The organism is Streptomyces sp. NBC_00510 (assembly GCA_036013505.1).
In the GTDB taxonomy this organism is placed as follows: Bacteria; Actinomycetota; Actinomycetes; order Streptomycetales; family Streptomycetaceae; genus Actinacidiphila.
Map to the genome: position 1 here is coordinate 8,658,056 of CP107851.1, position 26,151 is coordinate 8,684,206.

27 protein-coding genes and 1 pseudogene are annotated in these 26,151 nt (G+C 71.3%); 15 read left to right on the plus strand and 13 right to left on the minus strand.

All coding sequences use genetic code 11. The annotated features are described in order from the left end of the window. Positions 1-25 precede the first annotated feature (25 nt). Complete coding sequence (locus tag OG937_39305; protein ID WUD77329.1) at positions 26-634, plus strand: hypothetical protein; 609 nt, start codon at positions 26-28, stop codon at positions 632-634. 75 nt (positions 635-709) lie between these two features. On the opposite strand, the gene OG937_39310 is transcribed toward OG937_39305, so the two are convergent. Then, positions 710-1,099 carry a hypothetical protein gene (locus tag OG937_39310; protein WUD77330.1) on the minus strand — a complete coding sequence of 130 codons (390 nt, stop codon included), beginning with the start codon at positions 1,097-1,099 and terminating at the stop codon, positions 710-712. 113 nt (positions 1,100-1,212) lie between these two features. Here OG937_39310 and OG937_39315 point away from each other — a divergent pair, with 113 nt between their 5' ends. Beyond that, the gene (locus OG937_39315) at positions 1,213-1,713 is read left to right on the plus strand and encodes an SMI1/KNR4 family protein (protein ID WUD77331.1); all 501 of its coding nucleotides are present in this window, start codon (positions 1,213-1,215) and stop codon (positions 1,711-1,713) included. A 184-nt stretch (positions 1,714-1,897) separates the two neighbouring features. Here the strand turns inward: OG937_39315 and OG937_39320 are convergent, their stop codons facing one another. Next, positions 1,898-2,425 carry a hypothetical protein gene (locus OG937_39320; protein WUD77332.1) on the minus strand — a complete coding sequence of 176 codons (528 nt, stop codon included), beginning with the start codon at positions 2,423-2,425 and terminating at the stop codon, positions 1,898-1,900. A gap of 247 nt (positions 2,426-2,672) precedes the next feature. Between OG937_39320 and OG937_39325 the strand changes: the two genes are divergently transcribed. After that, the gene (locus OG937_39325) at positions 2,673-3,491 is read left to right on the plus strand and encodes a hypothetical protein (GenBank protein WUD77333.1); all 819 of its coding nucleotides are present in this window, start codon (positions 2,673-2,675) and stop codon (positions 3,489-3,491) included. A gap of 64 nt (positions 3,492-3,555) precedes the next feature. Then, on the plus strand, positions 3,556-4,197 hold the full coding sequence (locus OG937_39330; GenBank protein ID WUD77334.1) for a DUF6518 family protein: 642 nt from the start codon (positions 3,556-3,558) through the stop codon (positions 4,195-4,197). Between the two features lie 67 nt (positions 4,198-4,264). On the opposite strand, the gene OG937_39335 is transcribed toward OG937_39330, so the two are convergent. The 3 genes from OG937_39335 to OG937_39345 all read right to left on the minus strand — a co-directional run bounded on the left by OG937_39335 (position 4,265) and on the right by OG937_39345 (position 6,955). Then, positions 4,265-4,951: a hypothetical protein gene (locus OG937_39335; GenBank protein ID WUD77335.1), complete on the minus strand. Its 687-nt coding sequence runs from the start codon at positions 4,949-4,951 to the stop codon at positions 4,265-4,267. A gap of 94 nt (positions 4,952-5,045) precedes the next feature. Continuing rightward, entirely contained in the window at positions 5,046-5,699 is a 654-nt protein-coding gene (locus OG937_39340) for a response regulator transcription factor (GenBank protein ID WUD77336.1), read from the minus strand. Beyond that, a complete protein-coding gene (locus tag OG937_39345; protein ID WUD79020.1) occupies positions 5,696-6,955 on the minus strand; it encodes a histidine kinase in 1,260 nt (419 codons plus the stop codon). The genes OG937_39340 and OG937_39345 overlap by 4 nt, the downstream gene beginning before the upstream one ends. 273 nt (positions 6,956-7,228) lie before the next feature. Between OG937_39345 and OG937_39350 the strand changes: the two genes are divergently transcribed. Then, the gene (locus OG937_39350) at positions 7,229-7,831 is read left to right on the plus strand and encodes a VanZ family protein (protein ID WUD77337.1); all 603 of its coding nucleotides are present in this window, start codon (positions 7,229-7,231) and stop codon (positions 7,829-7,831) included. 137 nt (positions 7,832-7,968) lie between these two features. Here OG937_39350 and OG937_39355 read toward each other — a convergent pair whose 3' ends face one another. Then, a complete protein-coding gene (locus OG937_39355; GenBank protein WUD77338.1) occupies positions 7,969-9,450 on the minus strand; it encodes a CoA-acylating methylmalonate-semialdehyde dehydrogenase in 1,482 nt (493 codons plus the stop codon). A gap of 371 nt (positions 9,451-9,821) precedes the next feature. On the opposite strand from OG937_39355, the gene OG937_39360 reads away from it, so the two are divergent. Further along, positions 9,822-10,604, plus strand: coding sequence for a DUF899 domain-containing protein (locus OG937_39360; GenBank protein WUD77339.1), 783 nt, complete (start codon positions 9,822-9,824; stop codon positions 10,602-10,604). Positions 10,605-10,863: 259 nt separating this feature from the next. Then, entirely contained in the window at positions 10,864-11,208 is a 345-nt protein-coding gene (locus OG937_39365) for a DUF6188 family protein (GenBank protein ID WUD77340.1), read from the plus strand. Positions 11,209-11,258: 50 nt separating this feature from the next. Here the strand turns inward: OG937_39365 and OG937_39370 are convergent, their stop codons facing one another. The 3 genes from OG937_39370 to OG937_39380 form a co-directional block, all read right to left on the minus strand. Continuing rightward, on the minus strand, positions 11,259-11,660 hold the full coding sequence (locus OG937_39370; GenBank protein ID WUD77341.1) for a YciI family protein: 402 nt from the start codon (positions 11,658-11,660) through the stop codon (positions 11,259-11,261). A 288-nt stretch (positions 11,661-11,948) separates the two neighbouring features. Further along, positions 11,949-12,770, minus strand: coding sequence for an MBL fold metallo-hydrolase (locus tag OG937_39375; protein ID WUD77342.1), 822 nt, complete (start codon positions 12,768-12,770; stop codon positions 11,949-11,951). Positions 12,771-12,830: 60 nt separating this feature from the next. Beyond that, positions 12,831-13,706: a glycosyltransferase gene (locus OG937_39380; protein ID WUD77343.1), complete on the minus strand. Its 876-nt coding sequence runs from the start codon at positions 13,704-13,706 to the stop codon at positions 12,831-12,833. Positions 13,707-14,006: 300 nt separating this feature from the next. Here OG937_39380 and OG937_39385 point away from each other — a divergent pair. Then, positions 14,007-14,458 (plus strand): annotated as a pseudogene (locus OG937_39385) (DUF6228 family protein). Positions 14,459-14,611: 153 nt separating this feature from the next. Here the strand turns inward: OG937_39385 and OG937_39390 are convergent. Further along, positions 14,612-15,934 carry an epoxide hydrolase 1 gene (locus OG937_39390; protein ID WUD77344.1) on the minus strand — a complete coding sequence of 441 codons (1,323 nt, stop codon included), beginning with the start codon at positions 15,932-15,934 and terminating at the stop codon, positions 14,612-14,614. A 323-nt stretch (positions 15,935-16,257) separates the two neighbouring features. Between OG937_39390 and OG937_39395 the strand changes: the two genes are divergently transcribed. Beyond that, positions 16,258-16,695 (plus strand): TIGR03618 family F420-dependent PPOX class oxidoreductase, encoded by a 438-nt coding sequence (locus OG937_39395; GenBank protein ID WUD77345.1) that lies wholly within the window; start codon positions 16,258-16,260, stop codon positions 16,693-16,695. Positions 16,696-16,747: 52 nt separating this feature from the next. After that, positions 16,748-17,500, plus strand: a complete 753-nt coding sequence (locus OG937_39400) for a glucose 1-dehydrogenase (protein WUD77346.1) — start codon at positions 16,748-16,750, stop codon at positions 17,498-17,500. A 27-nt stretch (positions 17,501-17,527) separates the two neighbouring features. Here the strand turns inward: OG937_39400 and OG937_39405 are convergent, their stop codons facing one another. Genes OG937_39405 through OG937_39415 form a run of 3 tightly spaced genes read right to left on the minus strand, consistent with a single transcriptional unit; the run spans position 17,528 to position 20,408 of the window. Continuing rightward, positions 17,528-18,118, minus strand: a complete 591-nt coding sequence (locus tag OG937_39405; protein ID WUD77347.1) for a hypothetical protein — start codon at positions 18,116-18,118, stop codon at positions 17,528-17,530. Next, a complete protein-coding gene (locus tag OG937_39410) occupies positions 18,115-19,722 on the minus strand; it encodes a HAMP domain-containing histidine kinase (protein WUD77348.1) in 1,608 nt (535 codons plus the stop codon). Before OG937_39410 ends, OG937_39405 begins: the two co-directional genes overlap by 4 nt. Continuing rightward, positions 19,719-20,408 (minus strand): response regulator transcription factor, encoded by a 690-nt coding sequence (locus OG937_39415; protein WUD77349.1) that lies wholly within the window; start codon positions 20,406-20,408, stop codon positions 19,719-19,721. The genes OG937_39410 and OG937_39415 overlap by 4 nt, the downstream gene beginning before the upstream one ends. A 184-nt stretch (positions 20,409-20,592) precedes the next feature. On the opposite strand from OG937_39415, the gene OG937_39420 reads away from it, so the two are divergent. The 5 genes from OG937_39420 to OG937_39440 all read left to right on the plus strand — a co-directional run bounded on the left by OG937_39420 (position 20,593) and on the right by OG937_39440 (position 25,933). Continuing rightward, positions 20,593-21,438, plus strand: a complete 846-nt coding sequence (locus OG937_39420) for a DUF3152 domain-containing protein (protein WUD77350.1) — start codon at positions 20,593-20,595, stop codon at positions 21,436-21,438. A gap of 133 nt (positions 21,439-21,571) precedes the next feature. Further along, positions 21,572-22,513, plus strand: a complete 942-nt coding sequence (locus OG937_39425; protein ID WUD77351.1) for a hypothetical protein — start codon at positions 21,572-21,574, stop codon at positions 22,511-22,513. 14 nt (positions 22,514-22,527) lie between these two features. Next, entirely contained in the window at positions 22,528-23,889 is a 1,362-nt protein-coding gene (locus OG937_39430; GenBank protein WUD77352.1) for a peptidoglycan-binding protein, read from the plus strand. Beyond that, on the plus strand, positions 23,886-24,608 hold the full coding sequence (locus OG937_39435) for an ABC transporter ATP-binding protein (protein ID WUD77353.1): 723 nt from the start codon (positions 23,886-23,888) through the stop codon (positions 24,606-24,608). The genes OG937_39430 and OG937_39435 overlap by 4 nt, the downstream gene beginning before the upstream one ends. Continuing rightward, on the plus strand, positions 24,605-25,933 hold the full coding sequence (locus tag OG937_39440) for an ABC transporter permease (GenBank protein ID WUD77354.1): 1,329 nt from the start codon (positions 24,605-24,607) through the stop codon (positions 25,931-25,933). The genes OG937_39435 and OG937_39440 overlap by 4 nt, the downstream gene beginning before the upstream one ends. The last annotated feature ends 218 nt before the right edge of the window (positions 25,934-26,151 follow it).

Consider the following 26,151-nt stretch of genomic DNA (forward strand, 5'->3'; position numbering starts at 1 on the left):
CGACACCGCTAAGGAGACCGACACGATGAACACCCCTGTGCCATCGGCACGGCGCCGCAGAGGGGCCCTCGTGGTGCTCGCAGCCGCGGCGATGCTGGCGCTCTCCGGCTGCAAGGGCGGTGACCTCGTCTCCTACGACCTTCCGGCGAAGTCGGCCCGGTACACGTTCGAGACGGAGACCAACGACGTCAAGACGGTGTGGCAGTACACCTCCGCCAAGGCGACCAAGGACGACGCCCCGAAGCTGAGCCCGTGCATCGGTGAGGTGGTCGGCAGCAACCAGGCGGCCTGCCGCCCGGAGCCGCTGATCTTCCTGCGCTACGACTTCGATCTGGCCCTGGACAACACCGTCAAGGCCGGGGAGAACCACGAGATCACCGTCGTCGGCTACTACCAGGAAAGCCTCACGGCCCTGCCCAAGGTGACGTCCCTGAAGGCGGAGACCACCTTCGACGGGGGCAAGACCTGGCACCCGGCGACCACCCGGGCCACCGGAAAGGACACCTTCACCACGACGATCAAGAACCCTCGGCGGGACCAGGCCGCCAAGGGCGTCGGACTGCGGATCAGCGCGACCGACAGCAAGGGCAACACCGTCAGGCAGACCATCCCCACCGCGTACACGCTGCGCTGACGGGCACGGCCGGGAACACCTGAACAGGGCGGGGCGAGACCGGGTCTCGCCCCGCCCTGTTCGGGCTGTGGACGTCTACGGCTGGGGCCACAGGGGTTTCTGCACCTGCAGATCCACGACCGACACCCACTCCGCCGACGGGATGGCCCGCTCTACGACGAACCACTCGTCGGGGCGCTCCCCGAAGTGCGTCGCCGTCAGCACGTGGACGGTCTGGGCCGGCAGCCTGGTGCCCGCCCACGCGTGCCACCGTTGCGCCTCCGGGGCCGGCACTTCCACGGTGAACCGCACCGTGCAGTCCCGGAAGGGCCCGGGGAGCGAGGCGGGGCTGGGATCGGACGTGAGGTGCACGGTCCCCGCCAGCTCCTGCCTGTCCTCCTGAGCCGTCGGCCAGGTCGCCTTGATCTCTGCGTCTGCCAGGATCAGCGGCCACAGCTCCGGCCGCGTGAAGTGGAAAAGCAGCATGCCAGGATTCTATTGGGTGCTCGGAGCCCGTGTTCCCACCGGCGACCGGGCCGCCCGTCCCGTGCCACGGGACGAAGCGCCACATCAGAATCGCAGCTCCTACGATTCCGGCCATGGCACGCTTCGAGGACCTTCGCCGCTCCCTCTGGGACACCGAGAGCCGGTACGGAATTCAGGAGCCCCTGACCGACCGGTTGATCGTGGAGGCCGAGCGCTCGCTGGGCGTCACGGTCCCTGGTTCCCTGCTCGATCTGCTGCGCCATCAGAACGGAGGCGCGGTGGCGGCCGACCGGAACGCCTTCCCCACGAGCGGGCCGACCTCGTGGAGTGCCGATCACGTCCCGGTCGACCTCCTCATGGGCATCGGGCACCGCGCGGCGGCACTCTCCATGCTCGACGGTCCGTACCTGGTCCGGGAATGGGGGCTCCCGACCGCGGTGGTGCTGGTCTCGGGCGACGGCCCCTGCTGGATCGGGCTGGACTACCGGGTCTGCGGGCAGCACGGGGAGCCTTCCGTGACCTGGTTCGACGCGGAACTCGAAACGGAGTTGCACCTCGCCCCGGACTTCCGGTCCTTCATAGAGGGGCTGACGCGTGAGCCCGGAAGCCTGTGACGGGCCAAGAGCCGTCCCGTCATTGATCTCCGTCACGGTATGGTCCCGGGGCTCCGAAGCCGTGATCACACCAGACGCCGCGAGTTCGTTCCACTCGTCACCGGGCGTCCCGCGCACGGCAGTTCTGGACGGCCGGTCTCACGGAACCATGAGCGGCGCTCCTCACCGGCCCAGGTGACCTGAGTCAGCCGAAGAGGGCAACGAGTCCATTCACCCAGATCGCGAGGAACACAAGGGCCGCCACCAGGCAGCCGACGCCCGCCAGCACACCGCCGACCGACCACGGCTCGGAGGGCGCCTCGTGCTGCTCATCCAGGCTGTCCCGGTAGGAGGCGGGGTCGTCCCAGTTGACGGGGTGCCCCACTTCCTCGGTGCAGGCGGTCCGTACCGCGACCAGTTGCCCCTGCGCGAAGGCGGTGGCGGCCATCGCTTCGGGACCGTGCCAGGCGAGGGCCTTCATCCGCCGTCCGGGAGACCCGTACCGCGCCTCGAAGGCGGCGGTCTCGTCGGCGTCCCGGTCATCTTCAAGGTACATCCAGCGCCCAGCCTCGGCGGCGTCGCCGTAGAGCCGGTACACCTCGGCCAGACGGCGGCGGAGCGTCAGGTTGTGCGGGAAGGACGAGATGAGACCGCGCAAGCGCTGACGCGCGACGGGGACCCGGCCGGCGGCCAGGTCTACATCGATGCGGGCAAGGGTCTCTCCCAGAGGCATGAACGCATGATCGGGTACCGCACTGACCTACGTCGACTTGGTTTGTCGCTCAGCACCCGCTCGCACTCAACGGCATCGGCCGAACCTCACCGGGACGGGACACCGCCAGTTGCGGGACGGCCCTTGCACGCCTCGTGGTCGAAGGCACGCGGGCGGCCGCCGTCGCGGCCCTGGCCCTCGACGAGTTGGCCCGGTCCGCCAGGACCACGAGGGGCCGACGGCGGCCGTCCGGCACTACGCTGCACGCGTGATCGAGTATGCCAACGTACGGCTCGCCGACCTTCTCGACCGCCGTGCGGACGGGCACGAGCCCGCGCCGGAGGCGGTGCTCGCCGCGCTGTTCGAGGGCGGGGTGTTCGTTCCCGTCACCGACACCGGATCGGTGATGTTCCTCCCTGACGACGAGCAGCCGCCCACGCTGCTCGGGTTCACCGACGCGGCGCTCGGAGCGCAACTGCTGCCGGCGGCGGCCGGGATGGTGCACTGCGACGCGGCGCGGCTGAGGGACATCCTGGAGAAGACCGGCGTCGCCGTGCTCGGGGTCCGCTCCGGAAACGGGCAGGCGATCTTGGCCGAGCAGGTGCTGCGGGACTGGGCGGCCTACGGGCCCGGGGCGGAAATGAAGCTCGAATGGTCCACCGACCCAGTGGCGGTCGCCCTGCGCGACGCACTGGTTCGGCGGATCCGCGAGTTCCCCGCTGTCCGTTCGGTCTGGGTGGCGCAGGTCCAGTGGCAGGACGGCGGCGAGGAACACCTGATGCTGCACATCGCCGTGGACGAGGACCTGCCCTCGGCCTCCGCGGGCCGCCTGACGCAGATTTTGCTCCGCGAGGAAGTGAAGCTCGGCCGGAGACACCCGAAGGTCGGGATGCTCGCCCTGAACACCACCACTCACGCCGACGCCATCGCCCAACTGGACCGCCAGGGCCTGGACACGGTGCGCCACGACGTCGAGTCGGGTCAGGTACAGGTGATCTCCCGGGAGTACGACGACCCGTCGGTGGCCTCGGCGGACGGCGCCGCGACCCGGCGCTGGGCCAAGCTCCGCAGGTTCGGCCGCTCCTGAGGGCCTGGCCCAGGGCGAGGAGAGTATACCTAGAGTGTATACGTGATGTGTATAGTGCTGCCGCATGGCTACCGCACTCGCGTCACGGTCCGTCAACCACCGCCTCACCGTCCTTGCCGTCCTCGCCGTCACCGTGGCCTTCGGTTTGCTGCTCGGCTGGGCCACCTATGCCCTGCACGGGACGACACCCTTGCTGGAACGGGCGACCAACTCGTCGTCGACGTGGATCATCTGGACCGCCGCGGCCGGTGCGCTGATGCGGGTTCGCTCCCATGCCGTCTGGGGCGGCGCGGCGATGATGCTCGCCACCTGCTGCGGCTACTACACGGCATCCACGCTCGGGGACACCTTCGGTGCCGGCGGGCTCGGAACCGCCGCTGTGTGGGGCGCGGCAGGACTGGCCGGAGGGCCCCTGCTGGGGTGGGCGGGCTGGACCGTGCGGCGCGGACGGGGCGACGTACGGGCCGTGGCCGGGGCCGTCATCGCCATGGTGGTGCCGGGGGAGGGGCTCTGGCTGGGCCTGGTACTCCACTACTGGGGAGAGGCGGCCGTCTTCCTGGCCGTCGGCGCGCTGCTCACCGTCCTCCTGACCGTCTACCTGGCGCGCGCCGGGGTGCGTCGCTACTGGCTGTGCGCCGCACTCGCGCCAGTGGGTGCTGCCGTCTTCCACCTGGCGGAGGTCTTCGTCCTCGACGCCCTCCTCTGACCGGTCCGGCCGCTTGCCGCAGCGCGACCCAGGTGCCGGTCTGCCCGAGGGTCGATCCGCGGTCGATTTACGAATGGAATCTGACCCTGACCATGTAGGAGTCGGGGTCGAGGGCCGTCGACAGATAGTTGTCCGCGAAAACGAAATATTCGTCGTCGATGGGATGGCCTTCACCGGGCGAGGTCAGCAACGTACCGTCGATCCACCTTCCGTCGAGTGTCAGTAGCACGTTCGTCGGGATGGCATGCGCGACCTCCAGTCGGATGAACCGGTTCGGGTCGTCCCCGAAGTGCCCCAACGGATCACCGAGCATCGGGCGAAGGCCTGCCGCCTCGAGAACCCCGTGCAAGCGCTTGACGAGGGACTGGTTCCTGTAGTCGACGGAAGCCTGGTGAAACGAGTACTTTCCCTCGGAGGACCTGGCGCGTTCGTGGAGGGAACCTATCGTCTGAAAAGCCGGGTACCGCAGTCTGGCGTACCTCCACTCCTCCCAGGCCTCCTCGGCGCGGATGGCTACCGCAGACCGAGCCCCCTCAAGGTCGAGGAGAGCCACCGGGCCGCCATCACACAGCGAGGGCCGCCACGTCCTGGACTCACCGTTCGAGAACACCGGGTTGCGAATGATCCTCGGATCGCTCTCGCTCCCGGCCCGTACGGGAAGACCTTTCCGATCGTGCCCTCCGAATACATGCCACCAGTCCCATCGGCCTTGCGAGACGGGTACGTCCTCCCGATTCATGTCGAACTTCGACATGGCTGCGGAAAGTGCGTCCTGAACATCGCCGACGTGAGTCGGCGGAAGGCATACCGTCACGACATCTCTGGACACGAGCTCCCCTGATGCATCCTCAACGCCGGCCCAGGAGACCGGACTCCCACGCCCAGGCGGCGATCTCCACGCGATTGCGGGCGGCCAGCTTGGTCTGCACGTTGGCGAGGTGCGTCTTCACCGTGCCGACCGAGATGGACAGCGCCGCGGCGATCTCGGCGTTGGTCAGTCCCCGGGCGACCAGGCGGACGAGTTCCCCTTCGCGGCCGGACAGCGCGCTCTGCGCGGTGCGCCGGGTCGTCGCGGTGTTCCTCAGCTTCTCCAGCAGGCGCACGGTGACGGAGGGGCTGACCAGTGCCTCACCCGAGGCCGCCGCGCGGATCGCCTCCACCAGCAGGGCAGGTCCCGAGTCCTTGAGGAGGAACCCGCAGGCGCCGCCGTGCAGGGCGCGATGGACGTACTCGTCGTCGTCGAACGTCGTGGCGACGACGACCTTCGGCGGATCGACCACGCCGGGGCGGGTCAGACGAGCCAGCGCCTCGAGCCCGTCGAGGCGCGGCATACGGATGTCCATCAGCACGACGCCGGGGCGGTGCCGCGCGGCGAGTTCCAGCGCCTCCAGTCCGTCCGAGGCCTCGGCGACGACCTCGATGTCGTCCTCGGCGGACAGCAGCATCGCGAACCCCGCCCGCACCATGACCTGGTCGTCGGCGATCAGCACACGGATCGTCATCGGGCCGCTCCTGCCGTGACAGGGACCGGCGGCAGCGTGGCCTCGACGCTCCAGCCGCCCCCGGGGGCCGGGCCCGCGTGGACCCGTCCGCCGATCAGGGTGACCCGTTCGGTCAGGCCCTTCAGCCCGAAGCCGCCGCCGGCGTGGTGGCGGCCGCCGCGTACCCGTCCGTCGTCGACGACCCGGACGGCGACGCCGCTGTCCGCCGTCCGTACCGCCTCGACGCGCACCTCGGTGCACCGGTGGGCGTGCTTGCGCACGTTGGTCAGCGCCTCCATGACCACACGATGCGCCGTGGTGCCGACCTCCACGGGCAGGTCGTCGAACGTGCCCTCCATCGTGAGCCGGGCCCGCGCGCCGCCCACCGCCGCGAACCCCTCGACGAGCGCGGGCAGTTCCGCGATGCCCGCCAGCGGCGCCAGGGCCGGGTCCCGCTCGTCCCCGCCGGGGTCGCGGAGCATGCCCACCATGTGCCGCATGGAGGCCAGCGCCTCCGCCCCGGCCTGCTCTATCCGTTCGAGCGAGGGCCGTACGAGCTCGGGTCGTCGCTCGGCTATCGCCAGTGCCCCCTGCGCCTGGACGACGATGCCGGTCACGTGGTGGGCGACGAAGTCGTGCAGGTCGCGGGCGAACTCGGTGCGCTGTTCCGCCCGGAGCGTCTCAGCCCGGCGTCGCCGGTCCGTCCGGACCAGGCGCCAGGCGGCGCCGGCGCCTGCCACCGCCGTGGCACCCACGGCGAAGAACAGGGCGACGGCGACGGTGGTGTCCCCCGGAGCAACCGAGACCGGTCGCAGCACGATCGCGGCCCATAGGAACGGCGGGACGGCCCATGACACCCACCACCGCCGTGCGCGCACGGGGACGAGCAGGAGCAGCCACAACAGCGCCGCCGGCTCGGCGAAGCCGAGTGCCACGTCCGCATCGGCCGCACCGCCGGCCCCGGCGTGCAGGGCCGCCGACACCGTCAGGGATGCCGCGCCTGCGAGACCGGCGACCACCGGGAGCGTCCGCGCCCCGAGCCACGGTGAGAGGACGACCGCGGCCACGGCGAACAGCGCGACGAGCAGCTTGGTGAGCTCGACGCCCCGCGTCCCGGACAGACCGGCTCCCCAGTCGAACCACAGCGCCTCACAGAGGACCGCCGACCACACCAGCCATGCCGCCCAGGAAAGTGCACGCCGCACGAAGATCCACGGGAAGGGGCGGGCGGAGTTGCCGCGGGCAGGCGCGGCGCTTGGCAGGGTTTCGCGGTCCATCACAGCAGGAGCATGCCACGGGTCCGGCGATCCACGTCGGGTCCGCCCGGGCCGGCACCCCCCTGACCTGTGGTTCGTGGGGCCGGACCGGATCGCCGTCGCGAGCGCGCCGCCTCACCGTCCGTCAGTCGGCCGAAAGACAGAGCCGACCGCGCAAGATCTGCCTTTCGCCGGATCCGCCGACCCGCGCGGCTCCCGCAGAGTCGTCCACGTCGGTACGCCGACTGCCCGGCGGATCGGCCGCCGTTCACACGTACCTGGGGAGAAAAGTTCATGGGTGATGTCAACCTGCGGTTCGAGGCGCTACCGGTCTTCGTGCCCCTGGTCGCCGCCTTCTGCGTCTTCCTCGCCGTACGGGCGCTGCGCGGGAAGGGCGGGGCCGGATGGGGCTGGCGGTACGTGCCGATCCGGGTCGTCGCGGCGGTGTACCTCGCGGGCGTCCTCGGATTGACCTTCTTCCCGTTCCAGATCATGTACGGCAGGTACGCGGACGAGATCGTCTGGTACGACCAGATCAACTGGCTGCTCCTGATCTCGCTCGACCCGAGCGCCGTACCCAACGTGGTCATGACGATCCCCTTGGGCATGCTGCTGCCCCTGATGTCGGGACGCGTCACCTCATGGCGGCGGGCCGCCGTCGCGGGCGCCGTCTTCAGCTTCACGATCGAGGTGTCGCAGGTCCTCGGGTGCGTCGTCTTCAACAACTACCGGGGCGCCGACGTCAACGACGTGCTCGTCAACACCCTCGGCTGCGCCTTGGGGTACGCGATCGTGCGGTGGGCGGCCGGGACCGGCCTCCTGGAAGGCGTGGTGCGGCGCTGGGCGCTGCCTGGTTCCGCACTCGCGGCGGAACCGCGGGTCCGTGTCGCGGCATGAGCGAACGCGAGCCGTACCCCGGCGACTTGTCGGACGGGTCACCGCGGGGAAGGGCCGGCGGCCGCACCGGCACGGAAGGGGAGCCGGTGCGGCCGCGTGTGGGGGGCGGTCAGCGGGACGAGGGGAAGCTCAGGTCGTCAGCCGGCCGTCAGCTCGGCCGGGTCCGGCCAGCGGCTCGTGATGACCTTGCCGCGCGTGTAGAAGTGCACGGCTTCGCTGCCGTACATGCGGTGGTCGCCGAACGCCGAGTCCTTCCAGCCACCGAAGGAGTGGTAGCCCACCGGCACCGGCATCGGAACGTTCACGCCGACCATGCCGGTCTCGACCTCCAGCTGGAACCGGCGGGCCGCGCCGCCGTCGCGGGTGAAGACCGAGCCGGCGTTGCCGAACGGGGAGCCGTTGATGATGCGCATGGCCTCCTCGTAGGTCTCCGCGCGGAGCACGCACAGGACGGGGCCGAAGATCTCGTTCCGGTAGACGTCCGAGTCGGTGCTGACGTTGTCGAGGAGCGAGATGCCCATCCAGTGCCCGTTCTCGCGGCCCTCGACGGTGAAGTCCCTGCCGTCGAGCACCACATCGGCGCCCTGGGCGGCCGCGCCCGCGACGTACGCCGCGACCTCGTCACGGTGTGCCTTGGTGACGAGCGGGCCCATCTGGGACGTCGGGTCGTCGCCCGGGCCGATCGTGACCTTCGTGGCCCGCTCGGCGATCCGCGGCACCAACGCGTCGCCCGCCGAGCCGACCGCGACCACCACGGAGACCGCCATGCAGCGCTGGCCCGCGGAGCCGTAGGCGGCGTTCACGGCGGCGTCGGCGGCCGCGTCGAGGTCGGCGTCGGGCAGGACCAGCATGTGGTTCTTCGCGCCGCCGAGGGCCTGGACGCGCTTGCCGCTCGCGGACGCCCTTCGGTAGACGTGGCGGGCGACCGGCGTGGAGCCCACGAAGGACACGGCCGCCACGTCCGGGTGGTCGAGCAGCGCGTTCACCGCGACCTCGTCGCCGTGCACGATGTTGAGCACCCCGTCGGGCACGCCCGCCTCGGCCGCGAGCTCCGCGAGGAGCATGGATGCGGACGGGGCCTTGCTGCTGGGCTTGTGGACGAAGGTGTTCCCGCAGGCGATCGCCATGGGGAACATCCACATGCCGATCATCGCCGGGAAGTTGAACGGCGAGATGCCCACGACCACGCCGAGCGGCTGCCGGATCGACGCCACGTCGACATCGCTCGACACCTCGGTCGACGTGTCGCCCTTGAGCGCCATGCCGAGCCCGCAGGCCAGTTCGACGATCTCCAGGCCCCGGGCCACCTCGCCCAGCGCGTCCGCGTGGACCTTGCCCTGCTCGGCGGTGATCAGCGCGGCCAGGTCGTCGCGGCGCGCGTCCAGCAACTCGCGGTAGCGGAAGAGGATCGCGATCCGCTGCGCGAGCGGGGACGTGCGCCAGGTGGCGTAGGCCTCCTTCGCCGCCGCGACCGCGGCGTCGACCTCTTCGGCGCCGGCCATCGCGACCTGGGTGGTGACCGCTCCGGTCGCGGGGTCGGTCACGGCTCCCCAGGTGCCGGAAGCGCCTGCGGCGTCTCCGTAGGGCTTGCCACCGATCCAGTGGGTGACGGTCTTCATCGGCGGAACTCCTCCAAAGGTGACGGCGGCGGGCAGTGAGGTTCCTGTCGTCCACCTCACGGACCCTGACTGCAGCCGGAGGTCCGCGGTCCTGTCCACGGACACGCCCCCGGCCCGGGAGCGCGCGACTGCTGATATCGAAGTTACGGTTCCGATCGGCACGAAAGGGCGCTTGGGAGCCCGGCGGCCCGAAGTGCCTGCCGCGTGTCCCGAACTGTCGTGGGCTGGATCACCCGCATGCCGGGAGCCACCGTGTTCGTGCCCGGCGCGATGAGTTCCGGCCGCGGCGGGAGTCTGTTCCGGTGACCGTCGCAGGATGCCGTACGACGGCCGTACGACGCTGCCCGGCACCAGACACCACGGAGGACACCATGACGACCACACCGGACGACCCGACCACCGCGCTGCCCGGCCGCCCGCCGGTCGTGGACCTGGCCACCTGGCAGGCCGCCCGTGACGAGCTCCTGGTCCGCGAGAAGGCGCACACCCGCGAGGGCGATGCCCTCGCCGCGGCGCGCCGCCGGCTGCCGATGGTGGAGTTCGACGGGTCGGTCGAGGTCGTCGGACCCGACGGCCCGGTCCTGTTCCTGGACCTGTTCCAGGGCCGCGACGAGCTCGTGGTCTACAAGCACATGTGGCACGACGGCGCGCCGCACCAGGGGCAGTGCGAGGGCTGCACCACCACGGCCTGGCACCTGAAGGACGCCGTCTACCTCAACGCCCGCGGCGTCTCGTTCGCCGTCGTGACCACGGGCCGGTGGGACGAGGTGGCCTCGTACGTCGCGTTCATGGGCTACGCCCAGCCCTGGTACTCGGTGCGCGACGTGAACGGGCCGGCCGGCGGCGGCATGGGGTACCTCACCTGCTTCCTGCGCGACGGCGACCGGGTGTTCCTCACCTACTCCACGACGGGGCGCGGCAACGAAGCGGTCAACGGGTCCATGGCCCTGCTCGACCTGACGCCCTACGGTCGCGGCGAGGCGTGGGAGGACAAGCCCGAGGGCTGGCCCAAGGGCGGCGACGCCTGCTGGTCCTGGCGCTCGGACGCGGACGGGAACGCCACCTGGGGCCCGACCAGCCGACCGGTGCCGCAGTGGACCCGCCCGGGCGCGACCCCCGTGGAGACCCTCGGTCGGAACGGCCACCACCACTGACGCGCCGTCGTCGAGGAGCGTCGGCGGCGTGGCCGGACGGCCACGGAACGTGAGCTTGATGGGGCGACTGGATGATCGTTATCATCTACGGGCGGGCTGGGGGTAGGGTGGACAACGTTGTCAGCCCTGGGTGGCGGCACCAGCCCCGGATCTGTGGCGGTTCCCCGAGCCCGGCGGCCTGTCCGAGCGGCATACCGCGGGGGTGCCCTGCTCGGCAGGAGCACCTGCCGGGCCATCAGAGCGATGTGGAAGTCATGCGGTGAAGAGCCTCAAAGCGCTGGTCGGCAGTCGGGTGCAGGACACGTCGTGCGACGACCGGGTGCGCCTGCGTCTCGCCCCTGCGGACGGAGGCGAGACGTCAGGCGGCACCACGGAACTGGTCCTGGAAACGGGGTTCCGCCTGCGGGACGACGACGGCCAGTACCACGACATGCACCCCGGAACGGGTTCGGCCCTCGCCCCGGTGCTCGACCTGTTCGGCCAGTCCGTCACGGACGTCGAGGTGGTCGCCGACGGTTCGTTCCTCATCGCCTTCGACGCCGGTGCGCTCCTGTGGATCGTCGCGGACGCGCAGTTCGACGTGCGACACGTGTCCGGCGCGTGAAGCGGATCCCTTCGGTGAGCCGGCCCCGGCCCCGGCTAGGGGTCGTTGGGTTACGGGGCCGGCGGGGCGGCGTGGAAGGGGCGGAGTTCGAGCCATTCGTGGATGGGCCTGCCGCCGGCGCCGGGGGCGGCGGAGAGTTCTCCGGCGAGTTCGACGGCACGGTCGTAGGTGTCGACGTCGATGACCATCCAGCCGGCGATGAGGTCCTTGGTCTCGGCGAAGGGGCCGTCGGTGACGGGCGGGCGGCCTTCGCCGTCGTAGCGGACCCAGGTGCCTTCGGGGGCGAGGGCCTGGCCGTCGACGAACTCGCCGGTCTTCTCCAGGCGGGCGGCGAAGTCCTGCATGTACCGGACGTGGTCGGAGATCTCCTGGGGCGTCCACTGGTCCATGCACACGTCGTTCACGGCGGCCGGTGCGCCGCGGTAGTGCTTGAGGAGCAGGTACTTGGCCATCGTGGTTCTCCCTGGTGCCGGTGCGACCCATTGTGGTCGCCTTCACCCCGGGGACGGAGCCGGTCACGGGTTCTCGACATCACCGCCCGATATTTTTGGAGCCTCGGAGACAGCGGAACAGGCCGCCGACTGCCGCGTTGCCCGTAGCGGCTGAAAACGAGGTCACCCAGGATGAAAGTGACCGGTCGTCTCAATCGGTCGACCCGTCCCCCTGCCGGACCAGAAGCTATCACGGCTAAATGCGCAAATTAAAGCCAGGTCGCCGTGGGTGGTGCGCGTGCCGACCGGTCAGCGCTGGGCGACCGCCTCACCCAGGTCGATCCATTCGCCGTTGCCCGCGGTACGCAGCCGCCCGGAGAGCCCGGCGTCGTCGAAGGCCCGCTCGATGTCGGCGCGGGTCTCACTGAAGTGCGCCCATCCGTCGCAGTGGGCGGCGACGACCACCGGGGACCCCAGTACGGAGGCGGCGGCACCGGCCCGCTGCGCGGTCAGCGTCAGAGGCCGGCCGCGCATCTTCGACGGGACGCGCGCCGCGCCCACGAACAGGACGGCCACATCGACGGGCGGCATGCGGCGGGCGATCTCGGCCACCACCGCGAGCGAGGCGTTGTCGCCGCTGACGTAGACGGTGGGCAGCTCGTCACCCGTCAGGACGAAGCCGGTGACCTCGCAGTTCACATGACCCTGCTCGTCGCGTTCACCGTCGTCGGGACCGTGCTGGGCGGGGACGGCGTGCACGGTGACGGTGCCGCCGGCCGGGCGGGGGAGCTCCACGCGGTCCCAGGCCGACAGCCCCTGGGCCGGGGCGCCCAGACGCCGCGCGGCGGCAGGCCCGGTCAGCACCAGTGGCGAACCCAGGGCGAAGGCACGGCCGCGGGTGTCCAGGTTGTCGGGGTGGAGGTCGTGGCTGACGAGGACCGCGTCCACCGGCCCCAGGGCGTCCTCGCCCACGGCGGGCCCCGCCGTCTTGGTGAGGTACCCGTGGTCGCCCGGGTCGTCGAAGGTGGGGTCCGACACCAGGCGCAGCCCGCCGATGTCGATCACCGTGGTGGGCCCCCCGAGGACGCTCACCGCGCCGGGGCGGCGGGCGGGGCTGACCAGATCGTTCATGAGGGCACCTCTCCTGTCGTGCTTGTCGCGGGGCCCGTCGCCGGGCCCTGTGTGATCACATCACACCACCGGGGGGCGGCCCAGGGCGGTCATCCGCGCGACGGTGCGCCACCGCATGGGCCTGCGGGCGCCGCACGGCGTCCGAACACCCTCCATGAAGCCGCCCCACCAGGCCCGAAGCCCCTCCGGTGACGGCCGCTTGAGCACCGTGAGCACCGCCCACACCCCCAGGTACGCCGGCACCAAGGCGGTCGGTAGACGCCGTCTGGCCAGCCACACCCGGTTCCGGGCCACCATCCGGTAGAACACCGCATGCCGTGTCGGCGACGTCCATGGGTGCTGCAGCACCAGCTCCGGCGCGTACCGGATCCGCCAGCCTGCATCCAGCGCCCGCCACGCCAGATCCGTCTCCTCGTGGGCGTAGAAGAACGCGTCCGGCCAGCCGCCGACCTCCTCCAGCATCCGCATCGACAACGCGTGCCCTCCGCCGAGGAACGTCGTCACCAGACCACCGCGCATCGGGTCCGACGCCCCTAGCCGCGGTACGTGCCGCCGCTGGGTGCGGCCGAGTTCGTCCGCGATCCGGAACGACACGATGCCCAGCCGCGCGTCCCGGCGGTACAGCTCCGCCAAACGGCGGAAGACGTCGGCCGCGATCAGCAGCCCGTCGTCGTCCAGGTCGACCACCACGTCGACATCCGCGAACTGCCGCAACCGCTGCAGGGCCACGTTGCGACCACCCGCCACCCCCAGGTTCTCCGGGAGGACCACCCCGGTCACCCCGTCCGGCAGCGCCGGCAGCGGGGACCCGTTGCCCACCACGACGACCCGCGCCGGCGGCAGATCCTGCGTGGCGACCGAGGCCAGCAACGCATCGAGTTCGGCGGGCCGGTTGCCCATGGTGAGGACGGCAACGCCGATGCGCAGGTGGCCCACGGGTGAACTCCGTTCGTCCGGAAGTGGTCCTCGCGATGCTAACCGCCCCACGCTCCGCACACCCCTTGTGCGGTACCGGCCACCACCGGCGCCACAGGGCGTCGCCGAGAATCCCGGCGCCCGGCGTTCGGCGCGGCGTACGCTCCAGCGCTGTGTCGATCACGGCGTTGATCGAGGCACGCTGGTGGAGCCGAACGTGTGGGTGCGGCACCGCTGACCCGCCGGCTTGCCGCGCCGTGCGGTCGGGAGACCCGACGCCCCCCACTCCATCACCGTTCCGGATGCCCGTAGCCTGCGGTCATGGCCGAAGACGACGGAACGGGTCCCGCCGTCCGCGTGGGCGGGGAAAGCCTCCGGGCGGTCGAGCTGCGCTTCCACGGGTTGACGCGTTCCTTCCCATTGGAGCGGGACGATCCGATGCGCGACTTCCTCGTGACGGCGCAGGGCGCATGGGTCCGGGTCGAGGTCATGGTGAGGACGTGGGGCGGCGACGGGCTGCACGACTTCCTGGCCGAGCTGGCGGACGGGTTCCGCGCGTGGGCCGGTGCCCGGACGTGGCGATCACTGGAGCGGGACCTGACGCTGTCGGCCGAGCACACGGGATCGCGGGTCCGGTTGACGTGGGGCTGCACGACCGATTGCCCGACGACGAGTGGCATTTCGAGGCGACGACCGATCACGCCCCTGGAGAGGACATGCGCAACCTTGCCATGGAACTGCGCGCGTTCCTGGAGGCCGAGCCTCCGGCGTGAGTCGCACGAGTTGATGGCGGGTCAAGCTACTTGAACGTATTTATGCCGTGCTGTTCAATTATTTGACCGAGCAAGCATTGCGGGTGGGGACCCCCTTGCTCGGGACATGGGGATGCGGCCTCGCGGTGATGAGCCACCGCGAGGCCGTGACGGCTACTTGCCCGGCGTTCCGGGGTTGCGCAGTGCCGAGAACGCGGCGCGGAGTTCCCTGGTGAAGATGTCCGGGACCTCCCAGGCCGCGAAGTGGCCGCCCCGCGGAGCCTTGTTGTAGTAGATGAGGTCGTGGTACGCGTCTTCCGCCCAGCTGAGCGGCGCCTGGTAGATCTCGCCGGGGAGCACGGTGATGGCGGCGGGGAGGGAGATCGACACGGCGTTGAAGTTGTTGGCGTTGTTCTCCCAGTAGAGGCGCGAGGAGGAGACCGCGGTGTTGGTGAGCCAGTAGAGGCTGATGTCGTTGAGGATCTCGTCCTTGGTGAGCACCCGCTGCGGGTCGCCGTCGCTGTCGGTCCAGGCGGCGATCTTGTCGTACATCCAGGCGGCCAGCCCGGCGGGGGAGTCCGTCAGTCCGTACCCCTCGGTCTGCGGGCGGGTGACCATCATCGCGGAGTAGCCCGAGCCGGTCTTGTAGAAGGCGTTGAGCTTGCCGTAGGCCGCCTTCTCGTCGGCGGACAGGCCGGACGGGGTCGGGTCGCCGCAAGCGAGCTTCTTCGCGATGTCCGGCGGCACCGTGGCCGGCATGTTGACGTGGATGCCGATCAGCCCGGGAGGCTTCTGCGCCGCCATCTTGTCCGACACCACCGCGCCCCAGTCGCCGCCCTGGGAGACGTAGCGCGTGTACCCCAGACGCTGCATCAGTACGGCCCAGGCGCGGGCGATGCGACCGGGGTTCCAGCCGGTGGTGGTGGGCCGCTCGGAGAAGCCGTACCCGGGCATCGAGGGGATGACGACGTGGAACGCGTCCTGCGCGCGGCCGCCGTGGGCGGTGGGGTTGGTCAGGGGGTCGATGACCTTGAGGAACTCCAGGACCGAGCCCGGCCAGCCGTGGGTCAGGATCATCGGGAGCGCGTCCTGGTGGCGGGACCGGACGTGGATGAAGTGGATGTCGAGCCCGTCGATCCTGGTCTTGAACTGCGGCAGGGAATTGAGCTTCGCCTCGATCTTCCGCCAGTCGTAGTCGCTTCCCCAGTAGCGCGTGAGGTCGCGCATCGTCGCCAGCTGGACGCCCTGCGACTGGTCGGGGACGGTCTCGCGGTCGGGCCACCGGGTCCCGTTGACGCGCCGCCGGAGCTCGGCGAGATCCGCCTCCGGGATGTCGACGTGGAAGGGCCGGATGCCCGTGCCCTCCGCCGCCCGCTCCTGCACCGCGTCCGGCGTCCGCGAGGCCATGCCGACGGCCCCCGTGGTCGCCGCGGTCATCGCGCCGGCGGAGGTGAGCAGGAGCCTTCGCCGGGAAAGCAGACGGGCAAGGTCGGGCATGGCAGATCTCCGGTCGTCCGTTTCCCGGGAGGGAAGCGTCGTGGGCGTAGACGTACCTCGTCGGAGACGGCGGGAAATGCCGCACGGAATGCGCGTTGACCACAGGGTGCGGGGCAGCGGAGCTGAGCCGATATCCGATATGAGGGTATTGCAATGAAACGAGACGCTATGTGGCGCCCTATGGCACCGCAACTCAGGATCAGGCCCGGCTCGGGGCGGCACGGGCGTACGTCGGCAGGTCCGCGTCGCGATCGCGTGTCATCGTTGTTCCGGCGTGCGCCGGAACCTTCCCCCGGAGCGCACGGAACAGGCAGGGGACGACAGTGGCGACGTTGAACGACTTCGCGGAGCTGGCCCGCGCCGAGCAGGGCCTCGGTGTGGTGTCGACGCTGCGCGCCGACCAGGGCATCCAGTCCTCCGTGGTCAACCTCGGGGTCATGAGGCATCCGGTGTCCGGCCGGGACGTGGTGGCGTTCGTGACCTACGGCAAGGTCAAGCTCGCCAACCTCAGGGGGCGTCCCCGGCTCGCCGCGTGCGTCCGCTCCGGATGGCACTGGCTGACGGTGGAAGGCGACGCCGAGATCATCGGTCCCGACGACCCGCATCCGGCGGTCGACGCGGACGGCAGGCGCCTGCTGCTGCGGGAGATCTTCACCGCGGCGGGCGGCACCCATGACGACTGGGACGCCTACGACGAGGTCATGGCCGCCGAACGCCGGGCGGCCGTGCTGGTGCGGCCCGAACGGATCTACGGCGTCTGAACGCCTGCCGCCAGGAGTGCGGTGACACCTCGCGCCGGCTGAGGAGGACCTGATGGGACGACTCGACGGGAAGACGGCCGTGGTGACCGGCGGCTCGACGGGGATCGGCCTCGCAAGCGCCCGTCGCTTCGCCGAGGAGGGGGCCCACGTCTACGTCATGGGCCGGCGGCAGGAGGAGCTCGACGCCGCCGTGACGCTCATCGGGCCCGCGGCGACCGGCGTCCGTGGCGACGTCGCCGTCCCCGCCGACCTGGACCGGCTCTGCGAGCGCATCGCCGCGGACGGCCGCCGGGTCGACGTCCTGCACGCGAACGCCGGGGTGGGGGAGCGGGCTCCGCTCGAGGAGGTCACCGAGGAGCACCTCGACCTCCTCCTCGGTGTGAACGTGAAGGGCACGGTCTTCACCGTGCAGAAGGTCCTGCCGCTGCTGAACGACGGTGCGTCCGTCATCCTCACGGCCTCGATCTGGACGGTCGAGGGCCCCGAGGGCTTCGGCGTCTACTCGGCCACGAAGGCGGCGATCCGGTCCTTCGCGCGCACCTGGGCCAACGAGCTCAAGGACCGGGCCATCCGCGTCAACGCCATCAGCCCGGGCACGATCGACACGCCCCAGCTCGACCAGGCGCTCGGGGCGGGCACGGAGGAGGGGCGACGCATGAAGGAGCTCCTGGTCTCCAGGATCCCGCTCGGCCGCATCGGCGTCCCGGACGACGTCGCCGACGTGGTCCTCTTCCTCGCGTCCGACCAGAGCCGCTTCGTCACGGGCACGGAACTGTTCGTCGACGGCGGCACCGTCCAGGTCTGACCAGGGCCGGGGGAGCGCAGGCCCTGCCTACGAGCCGTCGGCGTCGGGGCAGGCGTCGGCCGACTGCGTCATCGTCCATCCGTCCCCGCGCACATCGACGCCCTTGTACGCCAGGGAGCCCCGCACGGCGACGGAAGGAGACGCGGGGGCGCCGCCTCCGCCCGAGACCGAGGGCAGCGTGGCGGAGGCGCCACCCACGTGGGACACGGTGCACGCCAGCTGCAGCATGGCCGGGTGGCTGAGGGGAGGGATGCCCTCGGGGAGCCGGACGGAGACGAGGCCGGTCTTGCCGACCGTCACCTCCGGTGCGACCGCGAGGTGCGGCAGCTCCGTGGTGACCTTGTCGGCCTCGCCCCCGGCCGGTCCGGCGAACAGCAAGCGCACGGCGGCCGCCACGTCCGAAGGGTCGGCGAGTTTGCGGCCGACGGGCGTCGGATCGCCGTTGAGCAGGAAATACAGGGAGACGGGGGTTGCCACCACGGGCTCGGGGGCGGCGGAGAACATCCCGCTCGCCGGCGCGCCGGCCTCGATGACATCGGACGGCGGGACTCCGCAGCCCGCCAGCGTGAGTACGGCGGCGAGCCCGGCCGTCAGCGCCGCGACGCGCGCGCCCTTCACCGGGCACCTTCGATCACGTCGTCGGTGTCGTCGCCGTCGGCCGCCGAGTCGCGGTGCAGGGGGAGTTCGACGGTGAACGCCGCGCCGCCCCAGGGCAGGTTGGCCGCGGTGATGCGCCCTCCGTGCAGGTGCACGTTCTCCGCCGTGATGGCGAGGCCCAGACCGCTGCTCTCGCTCCTGGTCCGTGTGCTGTTCGCCTTGTAGAAGCGTTCGAAGATGTGCGGCATGGCGTCCTCGGCGATGCCCTTCCCGTTGTCGGTCACCTCGATGACGGCCCACGCCACGTCCGGCCGCTCCTCCCGCACGCTCATGGTCAGTCGTACCGGCGGCGCCCCGTGCCGCAGCGCGTTGCCGACCAGGTTGGCCAGCACCACGTCGAGCCGGCGCGGATCCACACGGGTCCGGAGCACACCGGGCGGGGGCAGATGGGTCTCCACCTGGCCCTGCCAGCCGCGGGCGGCGAGGGAGTGGTGCACGAAGTCGGCCAGATCGATCTCGTCCACGTTGAGTTCGGCCGCGCCCGCGTCGAAGCGGGAGATCTCCATCAGGTCGTTCACCAGCCCGCTCAGCCGACTGGTCCCCTCGCTGATCAGCCGCAGCGCCTCGCCGGTCTCCAGGTCCAGCCGCAGGGCGTTCTCGTCGAGCACGTCGGTGACCGCCGTCATCGCCGCCAGCGGCGTCCGCAGTTCGTGGGAGACGTCCGCGACGAAGCGGCGCGCCTGGGCCTCCAGGCGGCGCAACTCCGCCACCGAACGCTCCAGTTCGGCCGCCGTGTGGTTGAAGGACTCCGAGAGGTCGGCCAGTTCGTCGGAACCGTTGACGGCCAGGCGGACGTCGAGGTGGCCTTCGGCCATCCGGCGCGTCGCCCCGCGCAGCGCCCGTACCGGACGGAGGACACCTCGCGCGGCCAGCAGCGCCAGGACGACAGCGAGGCCCAGCGCGACCAGGGAGGCGTGCTCGATGGCGCTGACCATCGCACTGACGTAGGCCTGCTCGGTGTCCTGCGGCACCACCAGGTACATCACGAGCCCCGACAGTTGGGGCTCCTTGTACTCGCCGCTGGTGTACGTGACCGGCAGCCCGACGACGAGCCAGGGACGACCGTCGGTGGTCACCCGCTGGAACACCGCGGCGCGTTTGGTCGCCACGCTCCGGCGCAGTTCCGGGCTGAGCATGTCGAACTGGGCGCCCACCACCCAGGCGCGGAGGTCGCCGTACGTGGCCATGACCCGCCAGCCCTGGGACTGGTTGGCGCGGAACACCTGGTTCACCGCCGTCTGCAGGTCCGACTGGTCCGGGTTCGTGGGGGTGTATTCGGCCACGGCGTCGACGCTGGCCCGGAACTGCTGGATGACGGCGTCCTGGCTCTGCTGCAGCACGCCGGTGCGCGCCTCCCGGAAGGTGACGGCTCCGGTGCTCAGTGCTCCGGCCATGGTCACCAGGACGAAGGCCACGACGAGCCGGGAGCGCAGGCCCCGCAGTGGGAGCGGGAGCTTCGCCAGCGCCGCGCGGTGGAAGCGCGTCCACCTCGGGCCCTGCCCGGTCGCCGCGGCTTCGCGCTGCCGCACGGCCTTGCGCGGCCGTGCGGATCCCCGGCGGCTCACGCGGTACCGAAGCGGTAACCGAAGCCGCGTACGGTCTGGATGTACCGGGGAGCGCCCCCGAGCTCGCCGAGCTTGCCGCGCAGTCGTTTCACGCAGGCGTCCACGAGGCGTATGTCGCCGTAGTAGCTGTGCTCCCAGACCGCTTCCAGCAGTTGCTGGCGGCTGAAGACCTGCCCGGGCGAGGCCGACAGGGTCAGCAGCAGCCGGAGCTCGGAGGGGGCGAGCGCGACGGGTTCACCTCGGTGCGTCACCACGAGTCCGGCCCGGTCGATGGCCAGCTCGCCGTGGGACTCCGCCCTGGGGCGGACGGCGTCGGAGACCGACGCGTCCTGCCGGCGCAGCACGGCCCGTATGCGCGCGTCGAGCACCCGGGCCTGCACGGGCTTGACGACGTAGTCGTCCGCGCCGGCCTCGAGCCCCACGACCACGTCGATGTCGTCGCCTTTGGCGGTGACCATGATGATCGGCACCTGGTCGCGGTCGCGTATGCGGCGGCACACGTCGAGACCGGACATCCCCGGCAGCATGAGGTCGAGCACGACGACGTCCGGGTGGAAGGGGCGGAGCTGTTCCAATCCCTCTTCACCCGTTCCGGCGGCGAAGACCTCGTGTCCCTGGTGGCGCAGCCCCAGCTGGACGGCCTTCCGGACATCCGGGTCGTCTTCGACAATAAGGACTCGTGGCACGCCGACAGTGTAAGCAGATCGCGATCGGTGACCGGGCCGGGGAAGGGGCCCTCCCGGGAGCTGTTACAGAAGGGTCATACGTGGGGTGTGAGGCCGGCCGGTGGGTCACCGGAAGGTCGCTCGTTATCGTTTCGTGATGGTGCGGGCTCATGGCGATCATCTGAAATGACCAGTTTGAGCTGCCATGCATTCATCCCACCGTGCCGGACGCCACCGGTCCTCCCGTCGCAGGCGCCGTCCGCGCCGCCGGGGCCGGGGCTATCTGGTCGCCACGCTGGTGGTCGCAGGGCTGCTCGGCTCCGTCGCGTTCTTCCTGGACGACGGGCGGAGTGACGCGTCCAGCGGCGCCCCGCGCCCGCGGAGCGTGGTGCACGTCACCCCCACGCCCACTCCGACGCCCACCCCCACACCGACCCCCACCCCGACGCCGACGCCGACCCCCACCGAGATCGACGTCCCCGCGACGGGCAGCGGCACCTTCGTCACCGCGCAGGCCGGCGGCGAGAAGGTCGGTCGCGGTCCCCGTCCACTGCGCTACGTGGTGAAGGTCGAGACCGGCCTCGACATCTCGCCGGACCAGGCGGCCAACGAGATCGCCGACATCCTCGCCGCCCCCCGGGGCTGGACCCACAACCCCGCCTTCGCGTTCCAGCTGGTGAGCGCGGGACAACCCCACGACCTCACGGTGCGGATCGCGACGCCGGGCACGGCGGACGCCCTGTGCTGGACGGGCATCAAGCAGGACACCCAGGGCGAGTACAACTGCGAGGTCCCCGGTGGGGTCGTGGTGAACCTCAAGCGCTGGGTCAAGGGCTCGCCGACGTTCAACGGCCCCATCCACGACTACCGGGCGCTGATCATCAACCACGAGATGGGGCACTTCCTGAACTACACGCACACCACCTGCGCGGGCCCCGGACAACTGGCCCCGGTGATGATGCAGCAGATCAAGGGCCTGCACGGATGCGTCGCCAACGCCTGGCCCTACGACAGGAACGGTCACTTCGTCACCGGCCCGCACGCGCAGTGAACCGGCGTTACAGGTCGGTCATGATCCGGGCCAGGGGCCATCACCTGCGGACGCCAGCCTTGGACGCACGAACCCGGTGACGCCCCGCCTCAGGGGCGGCAACCTCCCTTCTCCCCCGATCGGATGGATGAGCATGTCTGGATCCCGCACTGTCCGGAGACTGGCCGCGGCGGTGAGCCTCCTGCCGCTGCTGGCGGCCTGCGGCGCGCAGGCGGCATCGCACCCGGCGGACGGCGGCAAGGACCCGGCCGGAGCGCGGGGACAGCTCGACGTCCCCGCGGACGCCGGCGCGGAGCTCAAGGAGCAGTACCGCCTGCAGAACGCCATCGCGGCCTGCATGAAGAAGAAGGGCTTCCCCTACACCCCCGTCGCCCCCGAGGACCCCGCGGCCTCCTGGGCCACCGACGGGGCCGACTACGGGCTGACGAAGAAGTACCGGCAGAAGTACGGCTTCGGCGTCTACGCGGGCGTCGTCTACCCCGACGATCCCCAGGCGCCGGGCAGCGAGGCCGCCCGGGACGACGCGAACCTCTCGCCCAACGCGGACTACGTCGCCACGCTCACGTCCGCGCAGAAGGCCGCCTGGGACAAGGCCATGGGAGGCCCCCCGGACCCGAAGACCGGTGAGAAGCAGTGGACCGGATGCGACGGGGAGGCGAACAAGCAGGTCTACGGCAACGCCTCGGCCCAGGAGCGGAGCGTCACGACCGCGCAGCGGAACCAGGCGAACGCGCAGGCGCTCAACGGCGATTCCCGGCTGGTCACCCTGGCGCAGTCCTACGCCTCGTGCCTGAAGGACCACGGCATCCCCGTCACGACGACGCAGCCGACCGGCATCGGGGAGATGGTGAAGTTGCAGGCGATGACCTCCGCCGCCCCCGGCGCCATGGCCGGTGTCGCCGAGGCCAACGCCGACGGCACCTCCACGAAGCCCATGGGCAAGGACGAGGCCATGCCCCTGCTCACCAAGGACATCGACCTGGCGATGCAGGACCTGGAATGCGGCAAGGCCTTCCGGGCCGCCTACTTCCCGAAGTTCTTCAAGGCCCCCACCAGCGGCGGCGGTGCCGGGTGAGGCAGCGCCGCAAGGTGAGCAGCCGGCCCAGGCAACTGGGCGTCATCGTCGCCGGGGTGGGGCTGGTGGGCGCGGGCGGCTGGTTCGCCGGATCGCAGATGCAGTCGCCGGCCGACGCGGCCGCCGCCCACCGCCCGCCGAAGGCAGGACCCGTCACCGTCGCGGTGGAACGGCGGTCGCTGACCGCGAGCGTGGTGGCCCAGGGCTCGGTGGAGTTCGCCTCACCGCAGAGCCTGGCGCTGGCCGGGCCGGTCGGGTCCCCGGACTCCGGCGCCGGGGACTCCGGGGCCGGCGACGCCGCCGTCCAGCGCGTCACCAAGGCACCGGTCGCCGGATCGGAGGTGGCGGAGGGCGACGTGCTGATGCAGGTGAGCGGCCGGCCGGTGCTGGTGCTCAGGGGATCCGTCCCGATGTACCGCACGCTCGGTCCCGGCGCCTCCGGCGACGACGTCGAGCAGCTCGAACGCGCCCTGGCCCGCCTCGGGTTCAACCCGGGCGGAACCACCGGGACGTATGGGCAGTCCGACGCCGCGGCGGTGAGCCGCTGGTACAAGAGCAAGGGCTTCCGCGCCGAGGAGCCCGGATTCGCGGACAAGCAGCAGCTGGGGACGCTGGAAGCGGCCGTGACCACGGCGCAGCAGGCCCTCCTCGACGCACAGGACCCCGGCAGCGGATCCGGCGCCGGTGGCGAATCCGGAAAGCTGCGGCTCAAGGCGGCACAACAGCAGCTGGACGCGGCCAACGCCGCGCTCTCCGCCTTCCAGGCCGGCTACGGCACCAAGATCCCGGCGGGCGAGGTGGTCTTCCTGCCGGACCTGCCGGCCCGGCTGGACAAGGTGTCCTTGAAGACCGGCGACACCCCGTCCGGAACGATCGGCACCGTGACCAGCTCCAAGGTCGTGGTGCAGGCCGTTGTGCCGGGCAGCGACGCCAAGCTGCTCCACAAGGGCATGACGGCCCAGGTGGAGACCCCCGACGGCACGAAGGTGCGGGGACGGCTGGTGGCGCTCGGCGACGAGGTCCCGAAGGACGACGCGGGCGACGGCAAGGACGCGCCGGGGACGTCGGGGGGCGGCGGCGACGCGGCGGCTCCGGTACCGGTGCAGATCTCCGTCCCGTCGGGGAAGCTGGCCAAGAACGCCAACGGTTCCGCGATGGTGACCATCGAGGTGGGCTCCTCCGACGGTGACGTGCTGACGGTGCCCATCGCCGCGCTGCACACATCGGCCGGCGGGCAGGCCAGGGTGCAGGTCGTACGGGGCGGCAAGGTCGTGGACGTCCCCGTGAAGGCGGGCCTGTCCGCGGACGGTCAGGTGGAGGTCACCCCGTCCGGTGACGACCTCACGGCGGGCGATCCGGTGGTGGTCGGACGATGACCGGCCCGGCGCTTTCGGTGGTGCCCGACGCGGACACCGTCATCCAGCTGGTCTCCGTCGACCGGACCTTCGACTCCGAACCGCCGGTGCACGCCCTGCGGGACGTGAACCTGGCCGTCCGGCGCGGCGAGCACCTGTCGATCGTCGGCCCGTCCGGCTCCGGCAAGTCGACGCTGCTCAACACCCTGGGGCTGCTGGACCGCCCCACCTCGGGCGCGTACTGGCTCGACGGCGTGGAGACCAACACGCTCGGCGACCTCCAGCGCACCTCGCTGCGCGGCAGCCGGATCGGATTCGTCTTCCAGTCCTTCCACCTGCTGCCCTACCGGACGGTGGACGAGAACGTCATGCTCGCCGAGGCCTACCGCCGGCCGCGCCCCGGGCGCGGCCGGGCCGGCCGCCGCGCCAGGGCCGAGGAGGCGCTGGGACGGGTGGGCCTGGCGCACCGCACCGGCTTCCGGCCGGACCGGCTCTCCGGTGGCGAGAGGCAGCGCGTGGCGATCGCCCGGGCGCTGATGAGCGAGCCCGCGCTGCTGCTCTGCGACGAACCCACCGGCAACCTCGACAGTGAGAACACCGCGTCGGTGCTGGACCTCTTCGACCAGCTCAGCGAGCAGGGCATGACCCTGGTCGTGATCACCCACGAGGAGACGGTCAGCGCGCGGGCCGACCGCCGGGTGCGGATCAGCGACGGACGCCTCACCGAGGAGGACCGATGAGGACCCGGGTACGCGTCCCGGCCCCGGCCGCTCCGCCGATCGCCGGGCCGCCCCCCGGCGGACGGCACACCGCCCGCCGGGGACGAGCCCGGCGCCGCGGCAGGGCCAGGGGCATCGAGCACCCCTGGATGGACTTCCGGGACCTGTGGACCGAGGCGCTGGCGGGGGTGCTCGCGCGTCCCACGCGCTCCGCCCTGACCACGCTGGGCACCGTCCTCGGCATCACCACCCTGGTCATCACCATCGGGGTCTCGTCCACGGCGGGCAACCAGATCGTCGGCCGGTTCGACGCGCTCACCGCCACCTCGGTCACGGTGGTCGTGCCCGCGCCGCCGCCGTCGGCCGACCCCGTCCCGCTCGTGGACTGGTCGGGCGTCGACGCCGTCCGGCGGCTGGCCGGGGTCGACTCGGCGGCGGCCATCGCCGAATCCCAGGCGACCGCGAGCGTCCAGGTACGGGCGAACGACGTGGTGGCACCCGGGGAGGTCACCGGCCAGACCATGGCGGTCGTCGCGGCGTCCCCGACGCTGCCCGCCGCGGTGCGCGGCACGATGACCGCCGGACGCTTCTTCGACGACGGGGACGTCGCCCGGCACGGCCGGGTGGCCGTGATCGGCGACCAGGCCGCACGGCTGCTCGGCATCGGCTCGGTCAAGGACTCGCCGGCCGTCTTCCTCAAGGGCCAGGCCTACACCGTCATCGGGATCCTCGGCGGAGCCGAACGGGAACAGCAGCTCTCCGCCGCCGTGATCCTGCCGCCCACGACCGCGCGGGACCAGCTCGGCCTCGGAGTGGTCACCCGGGTACTGATCAACACCGAGCTCGGCGCGGCGAACCAGGTGGCCCACCAGGCGCCCATCGCGCTGGCCCCCGGAGCGCAGGACGCCCTCGCCGTCACGGCACCGCCCGACCCGGCCAAGGCACGCAAGGGCGTACAGGGCGACGTCAACGGCCTGTTCCTGGTCCTCGGACTGGTCTCGCTGGTGGTCGGGGCCATCGGCATCGCCAACGTGACGCTGGTGACGGTCATCGAGCGGATCGGGGAGATCGGACTGCGCCGCGCCCTCGGTGCCTCGCGACGCCAGGTCGCCGGCCAGTTCCTGCTGGAGTCGACGACCATCGGACTCCTCGGCGGCGTCGTCGGCGCCGCCCTGGGCATGGTCGTCGTGGTGGCCGTCTCCGCCGTCCGGGACTGGACCCCGGTCCTCGACGTCCGGCTCGCCTTCGGCGCCCCGGTTGCCGGAGCCCTCGTCGGACTCCTGGCCGGTCTCTACCCCTCCCTGCGGGCCTCCCGCATGGAGCCCGTCGACGCCCTGCGGTCCTGAGACGGGTGGTCGTGTGGGGCGGCCGTGGCGTGAGCGCGTACTGATACACGGTTGATGCGTGGCCGAGCGCCACCGGACACCCGGCGGGGCACCCGCCTCGCGCATGATGGGAGTCCCCGTACCTGCGTCCGATGGGAAGAGAGTGCCGGCTTTGGTGACAGAGGGGGCCGCCGCGGCGCCCGTGGCGGTCCTGCTCGTCGAGGACGACGAGGTGATCC